The sequence below is a fragment of the Pseudomonas sp. PVC-3-1 genome (assembly GCF_057444315.1).
Window position 1 is genome coordinate 2,872,861 of sequence record NZ_CM172023.1, and the last position, 11,567, is coordinate 2,884,427.

The 11,567-nt window shown below is 65.0% G+C and carries 11 protein-coding genes; 6 read left to right on the forward strand and 5 right to left on the reverse strand.

The window, feature by feature from the left end:
• Positions 1-39 precede the first annotated feature (39 nt).
• A complete protein-coding gene (locus tag AC2T4A_RS13480; protein WP_416745189.1) occupies positions 40-831 on the forward strand; it encodes an iron-containing redox enzyme family protein in 792 nt (263 codons plus the stop codon).
• A gap of 335 nt (positions 832-1,166) precedes the next feature.
• Here the strand turns inward: AC2T4A_RS13480 and AC2T4A_RS13485 are convergent, their stop codons facing one another.
• The 3 genes from AC2T4A_RS13485 to AC2T4A_RS13495 form a co-directional block, all read right to left on the reverse strand.
• The gene (locus tag AC2T4A_RS13485; RefSeq protein ID WP_486743491.1) at positions 1,167-2,123 is read right to left on the reverse strand and encodes a quinone oxidoreductase family protein; all 957 of its coding nucleotides are present in this window, start codon (positions 2,121-2,123) and stop codon (positions 1,167-1,169) included.
• Positions 2,124-2,158: 35 nt separating this feature from the next.
• On the reverse strand, positions 2,159-2,320 hold the full coding sequence (locus tag AC2T4A_RS13490; protein ID WP_017517667.1) for a DUF1427 family protein: 162 nt from the start codon (positions 2,318-2,320) through the stop codon (positions 2,159-2,161).
• A 650-nt stretch (positions 2,321-2,970) separates the two neighbouring features.
• Positions 2,971-3,738, reverse strand: coding sequence for an AraC family transcriptional regulator (locus AC2T4A_RS13495; RefSeq protein WP_416745186.1), 768 nt, complete (start codon positions 3,736-3,738; stop codon positions 2,971-2,973).
• A 302-nt stretch (positions 3,739-4,040) separates the two neighbouring features.
• Between AC2T4A_RS13495 and hppD the strand changes: the two genes are divergently transcribed.
• The 4 genes from hppD (at position 4,041) to AC2T4A_RS13515 (ending at position 7,800) form a co-directional block, all read left to right on the forward strand.
• Positions 4,041-5,123 (forward strand): 4-hydroxyphenylpyruvate dioxygenase, encoded by a 1,083-nt coding sequence (hppD, locus tag AC2T4A_RS13500; RefSeq protein ID WP_486743492.1) that lies wholly within the window; start codon positions 4,041-4,043, stop codon positions 5,121-5,123.
• Between the two features lie 50 nt (positions 5,124-5,173).
• Positions 5,174-5,815 (forward strand): maleylacetoacetate isomerase, encoded by a 642-nt coding sequence (gene maiA, locus AC2T4A_RS13505; protein ID WP_486743493.1) that lies wholly within the window; start codon positions 5,174-5,176, stop codon positions 5,813-5,815.
• 100 nt (positions 5,816-5,915) lie between these two features.
• Positions 5,916-7,331, forward strand: coding sequence for an amino acid permease (locus tag AC2T4A_RS13510; RefSeq protein WP_486743494.1), 1,416 nt, complete (start codon positions 5,916-5,918; stop codon positions 7,329-7,331).
• A 91-nt stretch (positions 7,332-7,422) separates the two neighbouring features.
• Entirely contained in the window at positions 7,423-7,800 is a 378-nt protein-coding gene (locus AC2T4A_RS13515) for an MliC family protein (RefSeq protein WP_416745182.1), read from the forward strand.
• Between the two features lie 234 nt (positions 7,801-8,034).
• On the opposite strand, the gene AC2T4A_RS13520 is transcribed toward AC2T4A_RS13515, so the two are convergent.
• Entirely contained in the window at positions 8,035-8,949 is a 915-nt protein-coding gene (locus tag AC2T4A_RS13520) for a nucleoside-binding protein (RefSeq protein WP_416745181.1), read from the reverse strand.
• A 251-nt stretch (positions 8,950-9,200) separates the two neighbouring features.
• On the opposite strand from AC2T4A_RS13520, the gene arfB reads away from it, so the two are divergent.
• Positions 9,201-9,614, forward strand: coding sequence for an alternative ribosome rescue aminoacyl-tRNA hydrolase ArfB (arfB, locus tag AC2T4A_RS13525; protein ID WP_486743495.1), 414 nt, complete (start codon positions 9,201-9,203; stop codon positions 9,612-9,614).
• Between the two features lie 149 nt (positions 9,615-9,763).
• Here the strand turns inward: arfB and AC2T4A_RS13530 are convergent, their stop codons facing one another.
• Positions 9,764-11,458, reverse strand: coding sequence for a lactate permease LctP family transporter (locus tag AC2T4A_RS13530; protein WP_486743496.1), 1,695 nt, complete (start codon positions 11,456-11,458; stop codon positions 9,764-9,766).
• Between the last annotated feature and the right edge of the window lie 109 nt (positions 11,459-11,567).

Below are 11,567 nucleotides of genomic sequence, written 5' to 3' on the forward strand. Positions count from 1 at the left end.
ACCGGTGCTTGCATGGATCGACCAGCAACGGAGCCTTGGATGAACGACACCTTTGTTCGCAGTGGGCCGCTCAAGGAGCTTTCCAGCTATCCGCACTGGGCCCAGCGCCTGGTGCAGGAGTGCGAAACCAGCCGTCTGTCGGTGGTCGAGCATCCTCTCTATGCGCGCATGCGCGATGGTCAGCTGAGCCGACAGACCATGCGCGCCTTCCTCATCGGTGGCTGGCAGGTGGTGGAGCAGTTCCCCCTGTACATGTCCCACAACCTGCTCAAGACCCGCTTCGGCCGCAGCCCCGGCGAAGACATGGCGCGGCGCTGGCTGATGCGCAACATCCGAGTCGAGCTCAATCATGCCGACTACTGGGTGCGCTGGGCGGAGGCCTACGGCGTGACGCTGGCTGAACTCAAGGCCCAGTTGGTTCCCGCCGAACTCCACGCCCTCGGCCATTGGTGCTGGCACAGCTGCGCCACCGAAGAGCTGGCCCTGGCCATGGCGGCCACCAACTACGCCATCGAAGGCGCGACTGGTGACTGGTCGGCGCTGGTGTGCTCCACCGATACCTACGAACGTACCCTGCCGGCCGGCACCCGCAAGGACGCCATGCGCTGGCTGAAAATGCACGCCCGCTATGACGACGATCATCCCTGGGAAGCCCTGGAGATCATCTGCACCCTCTGCGGCCCGCAGCTCGCCATGCCGCGTTGCCTGGCGCTGCGCGAGGCGATCTGCAAGAGCTACGGCTACATGCGCATCTTCCTCGACCAGTGCCTGGCGCTGGAGCAGGCGCAGGCCGGAACGCGCCGGGCGGCTTCGATGAAGGCGGCGGGGTAGGTTTTTCCCAGGTTTGGCCTGACGGTTTGGCGTGGGACTTGCCCCCTCCCTTCAGGGAGAGAGGCTGATTGGCGCAATGGATGAGCTTTGACTCTCGTCAGAGAGTCGGTCCAGCGATCCCAGGATCGCGATGCTATTACCGGCCTGCTCGGGCGGCTCCCTCTCCCTTCTGGGAGAGAGGCTGGTTGGCACGATGGGTGGGCTTTGACTCTCGTCAGAGAGTCGGTCCAGTGATCCCAGGATCGCGACGCTATTACCGGCCTGCTCGGGCGGCTCCCTCTCCCTTCAGGGAGAGGGCTGGGGAGAGGGGCTCTCCGGCGACCTCAAGTTCAGTCTCAGGGCACGAGAATGATCTTCTCGCTGCTGCCCTCGTTGATCTCGTGATAGCGCTGCACACCCTCGCTCAGCGGCACTTCGCGCAGGCCGCTGGGCAGCGGCAGCCTGCCGTCGTCGAACCACTGGCCGAACTGGCGCAGCATCGCGGCGCAGGCGACCGTGTCGTACAGCAGCGAATTCACTCCCACCACCGAACCGCCACGGCGATACAGCGCCAGGGCTGGCAGTTGCACGTGACCGTCCACCGGCGCGGCGATGATGGCGATGCGGCCGAAAGTGGCCAGGGCGGAAACCGCTGCCGGCAGCCAGAAGCCGGTGGTGTCGAAGATCACCTCGGCGCCCCCGGTGAAGTGTTCCTCTACCTGGGCAGCCAGCGTCTCGGCGCTGCCCAGCAGGATGCTCGGCACGCCCTGCGCCTGCAGCTCCACTTGTGACTCGGCGCGGCGCACCGCGCCCAGCACCTGCGCGCCACGAGCCTTGGCCAGCGAGATGGCCGCCGCGCCGACCGCGCCGGAGCCGATCACCAGCAGGCGAGTACCGGCACCGACCTGGCTGCGCTCCAGGGCGTCCCAGGCCGTGGTGAAGGGCACGCCACAGCTGGCGGCCTGGGCGAAGCTCATGCGCTCGGGCATCAGCGCCACACCGCCGACCGGCACGCTCATCAGCTGGGCGTGGCTGCCGTTGCGGGTGAAACCCAGGCCTTTGCCGGTGCCCCAGACGGATTTGCCCAGCAGCTCGGCCGGGCCTTTCACTACGGTGCCGGCAAAGTCGCGGCCCGGTACGCGGGGCAGGGTGGTGTAGGGGAAGCGGCCGAGTACGTTCTTCACGTCACTGGGGTTCAGGCCGGCGGCGTGGACTTCCACCAGCACCTCGTCGGCGGCGGGAACCGGGTCGGCAATCTCGGTGAAGCTCAGGGCGGCGAGGTCGCCGGTGCGGTCGAATTGCAGGGCTTTCATGGCACGGGTCCTTGGCAATCAGTGGGAGAGGGGGATCAGTGGAGCCAGCGGGTCAGCAGCGGCAGGGCGTTCTCGCCGATCTGCATGCCCAACAGGCCGATCAGCGCCACTAGCGGCGGCGCTGGCGAACGGAAGTCGAGGAAGTGGTAGGCCAGGCCGACGGCAATGCCGATGGCCAGGGAGATCAGGTAACTCATGGTGTCCTCCGAGGATCGCTCCGGCGGCTGGGTGGGTTGGAGGCAGTCTAGGGGCTGCTGGAGGGCGTCGCCGGACAGGGACTTCGGAATATCGGACAGATGTCGGTGGGGAGTATTGGATGGACGTGCACCCGCGTAGGAGCGGACTTCGTCCGCGATGTGCTTGCGTTGCGCTGAAGTCGCATCGTAGGGCGCATAACGCGCCAGGGTTATCCGCCCTACGGTCCTGCGTGGGCTTGAGGTTTTCAGCGTCGCGACGGCGTGCGCGCAAACTCTGTGTTTCGCCCCCTCGGGCGACCTTCTTTGGCAAACGCCCCAAAGAAGGCAAAGGTCTTGCCCCGGACATCCGGTTTTTCGCTTAGGTGAAAAATTCCCTCGTTGAATTGAAGTTTCAGGGGCACGCGCTGACGGGCCATCCTTGGCCCGACAGCGCTCTCGCGACATCCATGTCGCTCAACCCCTGAAACTCCAATTCAACGAGGGCTCCTGAACGGGGCCGCCCGGAGTGCGCGGATATTTCTCTGCAAGTCTTCAAGAGCCAGAGCCAGAGCGGCGGCGTGATGGGCTTTTGTAGGAGCGAGCTTGCTCGCGAACGCAAGGCACCGTGCGGTTCCGTTCGCGAGCAAGCTCGCTCCTACGAAAGGCCCGGCCTACCGGGCGCAGTATTCCGACGGCGCCACGCCCAGCTCGCGGCGGAACATCTCGCTGAAGCTCCCCGGTTGATATCCCAAGCCATGGGCGATCTGGCTCACCGCGATGCCCTCATTGAGCTGCGCCACCGCCGTGGCCAGCTGCACCTGCCGCCGCCATTGGGCGAAGCCCATGCCCAGGCTGCGCTGGAACAGGCGGGCGAGGGTGCGCACGCTGGCGCCCGCGTCGGCGGCGTGCTGCTCGAAGGAAATCTCCTGGGTTGGCTCGGCCATCACCGCCAGGCACAGGTTCAGCAGGCGGCGGTCGGAGTCATCCGGCAACGGGACGCGCAACAGCAGGCTGCGAGCGCGTTGCAGCTCCAGCACGGCCAGCTGCGACAGCGCCTGGTAATACGCGGAGTCGGGCTCGCTCTCGTGCTGCACCAGGGTGACGATCAGTTCACGCAGCAACCCGCCCACTTCGAACGCCTGCACCTGCTCGCCCAGGGCATCTGCCGTCCCCGGCCGCAGGTAGATGTTGCGCATCTGCAGCTCGCTGACCACACGGATGCCATGGGGTACCTGCGGGGGCAGCCAGACGGCGCGATTGGGCGGCACCAGCAGGGCCTCGGAAGGCGTCTCCAGCCACATCACTCCGGACATCGCATAGAGCACCTGCCCCCAGTCATGGGAGTGCGGCTCGATGTGCAAGCCGCGCGGGTAGCTGCGGGCGAGGGCGCGCAGGGAGGCCGGGGTGGCGTCGAAATCAGGAGGAGCGGCGCGGGCCATGGGCGGATTCGGGCAGGGGAGATGGGCGCATGGTAGCCGCCGCACTGCGTACTGACGAGCGCGCCGCATTCGCACTGGCAGGCTGGCGCACCACCTTGTCACGAATTCTTTACGGTGCGGCGGCATGCCGCACGGGGCTTTGGGCGGCGTAAGGATTTCTTTCCGGGCCATCAGCCCCGGCACGCCGCAAACCCTCGGCGGCCAGCTTGTTCCAAAGCCCCGCGACGGTTGTGATGAAGGCATTCCAAACGCCTGGACGGCCTGTGCGCCGCCCCAGCCGATAACGACAACGAGGAGGCCGGATGAACGCCGTGACCAAGATCGAGCAACACAACCCCATCGGCACCGACGGCTTCGAGTTCGTCGAATTCACCGCCCCCGACGCGAAGGGCATCGAGCAACTGCGCCAGCTGTTCACCGGCATGGGCTTCACCGAGACCGCCAAGCACCGTTCCAAGGAAGTCTTCCTGTTCCAGCAGAACGACATCAACATCGTGCTCAACGGCAGCCCCACCGGCCACGTCCACGAGTTCGCCAAGAAGCACGGCCCGAGCGCCTGTGCCATGGCCTTCCGGGTGAAGAATGCAGCGCAAGCCGCCGCCTACGTCGAATCCCAGGGCGCCAAGCTGGTGGGCAGCCACGCCAATTTCGGCGAACTGAACATTCCCTGCGTCGAAGGCATCGGCGGTTCGCTGCTGTATCTCGTCGACCGTTATGGCGACAAGAGCATCTATGACGTCGACTTCGAGTTCATCGAAGGCCGCTCGGCCTCCGACAACGCCGTCGGCCTGCTGTGCATCGACCACCTGACCCACAACGTCAAGCGCGGCCAGATGGACGTCTGGTCCGGCTTCTACGAGCGCATCGCCAACTTCCGCGAGATCCGCTACTTCGATATCGAAGGCAAGCTCACCGGCCTGCTGTCCCGCGCGATGACCGCGCCTTGCGGGAAGATCCGCATCCCGATCAACGAGTCGGCGGACGACAAGTCGCAGATCGAGGAATTCATCCGCGAATACCACGGCGAGGGCATCCAGCACATTGCCCTGACCACCGAAGACATCTACGCCACCGTGCGCCAGTTGCGCGCCAACGGCGTGGACTTCATGAGCACCCCGGACACCTACTACGCCAAGGTCGACACCCGCGTCGCCGGCCACGGCGAGCCGCTGGAGCAACTGCGCGATCTGAACATCCTGATCGACGGCGCGCCGGGCGACGACGGCATCCTGCTGCAGATATTCACCAACACGGTGATTGGCCCGATCTTCTTCGAGATCATCCAGCGCAAGGGCAACCAGGGCTTCGGCGAGGGCAACTTCAAGGCCCTGTTCGAATCCATCGAGGAAGACCAGATTCGCCGTGGCGTGATCTCCGAGCAGTAACCTGATCGAGGGCGGTCGCCTGACCTGTGCGGCCGCCCCGGAGAACCGCCATGCTCACCCTGTATTCCTACTGGCGCTCCAGCGCCGCCTACCGCGTGCGCATCGCCCTCGGCCTCAAGGGGCTGGCCTACCGCCAGGTGCCGGTGCACCTGGTGAAGGATGGCGGGCAGCAGCACTCCGCCGAGTACAAGTCGCTCAATCCGCAGGAGCTGGTGCCGTTGCTGGTGGATGGCGACGCGCGCATTGCCCAGTCCCTGGCGATCCTCGAATACCTCGAGGAAACCCACCCGCAACCCGGCCTGCTGCCGCGCGATCCGCTGCAACGTGCGCAGGTGCGTTCGCTTTCGCTGCACATCGCCTGCGACATCCATCCGCTGAACAACCTGCGCGTGCTGCAATACCTCAGCGGCCCGCTGGGTGTGGCGGACGAGGCGAAGAATGCGTGGATTCGCCACTGGGTCGAAACCGGCCTGCACGCGGTGGAAGAGGGCATCTCCAGCTGGAGCGGTCCGCTATCGCTCGGTGAGCGCCCCGGCTATTTCGAGGCCTGTCTGATTCCCCAGCTGTACAACGCTCGGCGCTTTGACTGCGACCTGTCCGGTTGCCCGCGCCTGCTCGCCATCGCGGCTCGTTGCGAATCCCTCGAAGCCTTCCTGCAGGCTGCTCCGGAGGTGCAGCCGGACGCCCAATAAATTCATCCGCTCCACCGCTCTTTAGCCTTGCCTTGCCCGCACCGCCCGGCCACAAGCCGGGCGGCCGATTCCCGTCACAGATAAAAACAACAGGTGACGCATGACGCGTGAAACTCAACACGCAGGCCAGCTCCAGCGCGGCCTGAAGAATCGCCATATCCAGCTGATCGCCCTCGGCGGCGCCATCGGTACCGGGCTGTTCCTCGGCTCGGCCGGGGTGCTCAAGTCCGCCGGCCCGTCGATGATTCTCGGTTACGCCATCGCCGGCTTCATCGCCTTCCTGATCATGCGCCAGCTCGGCGAGATGATCGTCGAGGAACCCGTCGCCGGTTCCTTCAGCCACTTCGCGCACAAGTACTGGGGCGGCTTCGCCGGCTTCCTTTCGGGCTGGAACTGCTGGGTGCTGTACATCCTCGTGGGCATGTCGGAGCTTACCGCGGTGGGCAAGTACATCCACTACTGGTGGCCGGATGTACCGACCTGGGCAACGGCGGCGATCTTCTTCGTGGTGGTCAACGCGATCAACCTGTTCAACGTGAAGGCCTTCGGCGAGGCGGAGTTCTGGTTCGCCATCATCAAGGTCGCCGCCATCGTCGGCATGATCGCCCTGGGCTGCTACCTGCTGGCCAGCGGCACCGGTGGCGAGCAGGCGGCCGTGAGCAACCTGTGGGCCCATGGCGGCTTCTTCCCCAATGGCATCAGCGGGTTGGTGATGGCCATGGCGATCATCATGTTCTCCTTCGGCGGGCTGGAAATGCTCGGCTTCACCGCTGCCGAGGCCGACCAGCCGAAAAAGGTGATCCCCAAGGCGATCAACCAGGTGATCTACCGCATCCTGATCTTCTACATCGGCGCGCTCACCGTGCTGCTTTCGCTGACCCCGTGGGACGCCTTGCTGCAGACCCTGAATGCCAGCGGCGACTCCTACAGCGGCAGCCCCTTCGTGCAGATCTTCTCGATGATCGGCAGCAGTACCGCGGCCCACGTCCTCAACTTCGTCGTGCTCACCGCCGCGCTGTCGGTCTACAACAGCGGCACCTACTGCAACGGCCGCATGCTGGTGGGCCTGGCGGAGCAGGGCGATGCCCCGCGCGCCCTGGCCAAGGTGGACAGCCGTGGCGTGCCGGTGCGCTCGCTGATGGTTTCGGCGGCGGTAACCTTCCTCGCTGTGCTGGTGAACTACCTGGTGCCCGCCCGTGCGCTGGAGCTGTTGATGTCCCTGGTGGTCGCCGCACTGGTGATCAACTGGGCGATGATCAGCCTGGCGCACCTGAAGTTTCGCGCACGCATGGATGCCGACGGCAAGCGCACCGCCTTCCGCGCCGTGGCTTACCCGGCGGCCAACTGGCTGTGCCTGGGCTTCGTGGTGTTCATCCTCGGCGTCATGCTGCTCACGCCGGGTATCCAGGTCTCGGTCTATGCGATCCCGGTGTGGCTGCTGGTGATGTACGGCTGCTATCGCCTCAAGCGCCAGCCGGCGCGGCATGGCTCGGCGGGCGTGGCACTGGCCGACTGACCTGCCAGACTTTGTGCCGGGCCGCGCGTGATTGACCGCGCGGCCTGTCCTTTCCTAGAGTGACCAGGCCATTTTCGTCAGAGGGATACTCATGAAAAAAGCACTTTGGCTGCTCGCGGCGGCTGTGCCGGTCATCCTTGTCGCCTGCGGCGGCGAAGAGAAGAAAGCGCCCCAGGTCGACGCGCTGGTTCTACCCGGCGATGCCAAGCTGGATTCGCGCAGCGTCTCGTACAAGTGCGAGGACGGCCGCAAGATCAGCGTGCAGTACCTGAACAAGGGCGACAACAGCCTGGCCGTGGTGCCGGTGACGGACGCCTCCAGCCTGGTCTTTGCCAACGTCATCTCCGCCTCCGGCGCGCGCTATGCGGCCGGGCAGTACGTATGGTGGACCAAGGGCGAAGACGCGACCCTGTACAAGGACTGGAAAGGCGGTGAACCCGCGGACGGCGTGGCCTGCAAGGAGAGCTGATTCTTCTTGTGGTACCCGAACGAAAAAGCCCGGCAGATGCCGGGCTTTTTCATGCCAGCGCCGCTGTGCGGAACGCTTTTGTAGGGCAATAGCGCGCCGGCGTTATCCGCCCTGCGACATTGGGGACGGTGCCAGGCGGGTTCGCGAGCAAGCTCGCTCCTACAAGAGCCGGTCCGCGCTGGGCTAGCTTTTCGTAGGAGCGAGCTTGCTCGCGAACCGTCCAGCGCTCCGAAGCTAGAAGGTGAACTCCAGGTTCACCGTCGGCGTCGAGGTGCGCGTGCCGCGCCCGCCGTCCACGCCGAACTTGTTGTGCCAGTACTCGTAGCCCACGCCCAGCCACAGGTTCGGCTGGCGCTTGGTGCCCGGCAGGGTGGCGAACATCAGCGAGGTACGGATCAGCGTCTCCGGCGCGGTGTCGTTGTCGTTGTAGTCCTCGCCCTTTTCACCGGTGTAGTTCAGGAAACCCTGGAACTTCGCCCCGTGGTCGCCCAGCTGGAACGGCCGCAGCCAGGTCAGGTTGAGCATGTAGGTCGGGTCGAAGGTGTGGTCCGGGTGTTTCACGTTGGGAATACCCGAGTGGTTCTTCTCGCGGTAGTAGAACAGCGACAGGTCCAGCACGCCGGGGCCGTTGAACTTGATGGTGGGGCCGAACACCAGCGCGCGCTTCTTCGCCGAACCGAGGTTGTTGTTGCGGCTGGCGTCGAAGCCGAAGGTGAAGGCGTGGTCCTTCACCAGCCCCTTGCCCTGCGGCAGGTCGAACACCCGCGAAGCGTACAGCTGGCTACGGAACACGCCGTAGACCTCGCTGCTGCCGTGGTCGGTGCCCTTGCGCGGATCATCGCTGTCGGACTGCAACACATCGAGGTGGAAGAAGTTGCTGCCGTAGCGGTAACCGTCCGCGTGGCTGAAGCTGAAGATGCGCTTGCTGATGTCGTGCGGGTTGTTCGGGTTGGTGAAGCCCTTGCCGTAGCGGAAGCCCAGCGTGTTGCTGGTCCATTCGAAGAAGCGATCCTCCTCGGCCTGTGCGAGCCCCAGCGGGGCCAGCACCAGAGCGGTACCGAGAGCGAACCGGCGGCCGTTGCTCAGGCGGCGGCTGGAACGCGGTTGGGGGCGGGCGGCGCCAAGGGCCGTCATCGCGGAAGAAACCATGCTGCACCTCTGTGTTGTTCTTATTTTTTGTGGCTTCGGGGCCGGCGTCCCGCAGGGTGAACTGCGGTCGGTGACAGGCTGGGTTCTAATAGTGAATTGATGACATTGCAAGTAAAACTTGTACACAAATACGTATACAAAAAATTGACGCAAAAGTCAGGAACGGTTGCTGCGGGCCGAACCAGATGGCTTCGGGACAGGCGCGGCGCTGCGCGGTATCCTGACGATAATTTCCTCGCTGAATCCTCCCCATGCTGCAGATTTCCAACACCGTGCAGATTCCTGACGCCGAGATCGAGCTCAACGCTATCCGCGCCCAGGGCGCCGGCGGGCAGAACGTCAACAAGGTGTCCAGCGCCGTGCACCTTCGTTTCGATGTGCGTGCCTCGTCGCTGCCGGAGTTCTACAAGGAGCGTTTGCTGGCACTGAGCGACCAGCGCCTCACCAGCGAGGGCGTGGTGGTGATCAAGGCGCAGCAGTTCCGCACCCAGGAGCAGAATCGCGAGGATGCGCTCAACCGCCTGGCGGAGTTGATCCGCAGCGTGGCGAAGGTGGAGAAGAAGCGCCGCCCGACCAAGCCGACGCTGGGCTCGAAGACGCGCCGGCTGGAAGGCAAGAGCAAGCGCGGAACAATCAAGGCGGGGCGGGGGAAGGTGGATTACTGAGGGGGAGCGCTTTGGTTGGATATCGGCGCTGGGGTGAGGGGCTCTTGGCCTTCGTAGGAGCGAGCTTGCTCGCGAACCAGGCCCCGCAGCGGAATCGGTTCGCGAGCAAGCTCGCTCCTACAGGTTTACCTTCAGCGCCAGCGGGATCGTCAGTGCACCAGCATCCCCGTGAACACATAGGCCTGCGCCAGCGTGATCAGGCCGATGAACGCCGCGAAGATCAGGCTGTGCTTGACCGTGAAGCGGAACAGGTCCGACTCCCGCCCGACCATCCCGGTAGCCGCGCAGGCCACGGCGATGGATTGCGGCGAGATCATCTTGCCGGTCACCCCGCCGGTGGTGTTGGCTGCCACCAGCAGCGTGTCACTGACCCCGAGCTGGTGCGCGGTGGTCGCCTGCAATGAGCCGAACAGGGCGTTGGACGAAGTGTCCGACCCCGTCAGGAACACCCCCAGCCAGCCCAGGAAGGGCGAGAAGAACGGGAAGGCCGCGCCGGTTCCGGCGAGCACCAGCGCCAGGGTCGTGGACATCCCCGAGTAGTTGGTGACGAAGGCGAAGGCCAGCACCATGCCGATGGTCAGTACCGGCCACTTCAACTCCTTCAGCGTCTCGCCGAAGGTCGCCGCGCCGCTCTTCACGCCGATGCGCAGGATGGCCATGGAGATCAGCGCCGCGAAGAAGATTGCCGTGCCGCTGGCCGACACCAGGTCGAACTTGTAGATCGCCGGCATCGGGGTCGGGTTGGCGACAATGGGCGCTGCCTTGAGCACCAACTGGTCGAGGTAGGGCACGTTGATCACCGCCACCCAGCTCTCCAGCGCGCCGCCGGGCAGGAACATCGCCTTGAATGGTTTCATGGTCCAGATCGTCACCAGCACCGTGAGGATCAGGAACGGCGACCACGCCTTGAAGATCTGTCCGAAGTTGTATTCGGATTCACGCTGGGCGCTGCCGCTTCCGCCCCCCAGTCCACCGAGTGTCGCGGTGCCGTCGGCGTTGATGCTGGAGAACTCCGTCTCGCGCAGATTCACCGGCTGCCACACGCGCAGGAACAGCGTCAGGCAGACCATGCTCAGCAGCGCCGAAGTGATGTCCGGCAGCTCCGGGCCGATGAAGTTGGAGGTGAGGAACTGGCTGACCGCGAAAGTACCGCCGGCCACCAGCAGTGCTGGCCAGGTTTCGCGCAGCCCGCGCCAGCCATCCATCATCGCCACCAGCCAGAAGGGCACGATCACCGACAGGATCGGCAACTGCCGGCCGGCCATGGCGCCGATCTTGAAGGCATCCACGCCTGACACCTGCCCGGCGACGATGATCGGGATGCCCAATGCACCGAAGGCCACCGGCGCGGTGTTTGCGATCAGGCACAGGCCGGCGGCGTACAGCGGATTGAAGCCCAGGCCGACCAGCAGCGCCGCGGTGATTGCCACCGGTGCGCCGAAGCCTGCCGCGCCTTCGAGGAAGGCGCCGAATGAGAAGCCGATCAGCACCACCTGCAGGCGCTGGTCGGTGGTGATCGACAGTACCGAACTGCGGATGATCTCGAACTGCCCGCTCTTCACCGTCAGCTTGTAGAGGAACACTGCCGCCACGATGATCCAGGCGATCGGCCAGAGCCCGTAGAAGAAACCGTAGACCGCCGAGGCCAGCGCCTTGTCCACCGGCATGTGGTAGACGAACACGGCGATCAGCAGCGACAACAGCAGGGTGATCGCCCCGGCGACGTGGCCCTTGAGGCGGAACACCGCCAGGGCGAGGAAGAAGAAGATGATCGGCACGAGGGCCGCCAGTGCCGACAGCCCGAGGCTGCCAAGCGGTGTGTAGAGCTGCTGCCAGGTTTGCATGGGGGATTGTCCCTTGTTGTTGTCGGAGGCAAAGCGTCAGCGGTGGATAACTCTTTCAGGTGGCACATGCCTGGGCGGCGCACGCGCCGGCAGGTATTGAAAAAGCCCC

What these genes read in the sequence shown, in the direction of transcription:
- AC2T4A_RS13485 (WP_486743491.1), bottom strand. Translation starts at nt 2,123, where the DNA reads ATGAAAGCCCTGCAATTCGACCGCACCGGCGACCTCGCCGCCCTGAGC.
- AC2T4A_RS13515 (WP_416745182.1), top strand. Translation starts at nt 7,423, where the DNA reads ATGAAAAAAGCACTTTGGCTGCTCGCGGCGGCTGTGCCGGTCATCCTT.
- AC2T4A_RS13495 (WP_416745186.1), bottom strand. Translation starts at nt 3,738, where the DNA reads ATGGCCCGCGCCGCTCCTCCTGATTTCGACGCCACCCCGGCCTCCCTG.
- arfB (WP_486743495.1), top strand. Translation starts at nt 9,201, where the DNA reads ATGCTGCAGATTTCCAACACCGTGCAGATTCCTGACGCCGAGATCGAG.
- AC2T4A_RS13520 (WP_416745181.1), bottom strand. Translation starts at nt 8,949, where the DNA reads ATGGTTTCTTCCGCGATGACGGCCCTTGGCGCCGCCCGCCCCCAACCG.
- AC2T4A_RS13530 (WP_486743496.1), bottom strand. Translation starts at nt 11,458, where the DNA reads ATGCAAACCTGGCAGCAGCTCTACACACCGCTTGGCAGCCTCGGGCTG.
- AC2T4A_RS13480 (WP_416745189.1), top strand. Translation starts at nt 40, where the DNA reads ATGAACGACACCTTTGTTCGCAGTGGGCCGCTCAAGGAGCTTTCCAGC.
- AC2T4A_RS13510 (WP_486743494.1), top strand. Translation starts at nt 5,916, where the DNA reads ATGACGCGTGAAACTCAACACGCAGGCCAGCTCCAGCGCGGCCTGAAG.
- AC2T4A_RS13490 (WP_017517667.1), bottom strand. Translation starts at nt 2,320, where the DNA reads ATGAGTTACCTGATCTCCCTGGCCATCGGCATTGCCGTCGGCCTGGCC.
- hppD (WP_486743492.1), top strand. Translation starts at nt 4,041, where the DNA reads ATGAACGCCGTGACCAAGATCGAGCAACACAACCCCATCGGCACCGAC.
- maiA (WP_486743493.1), top strand. Translation starts at nt 5,174, where the DNA reads ATGCTCACCCTGTATTCCTACTGGCGCTCCAGCGCCGCCTACCGCGTG.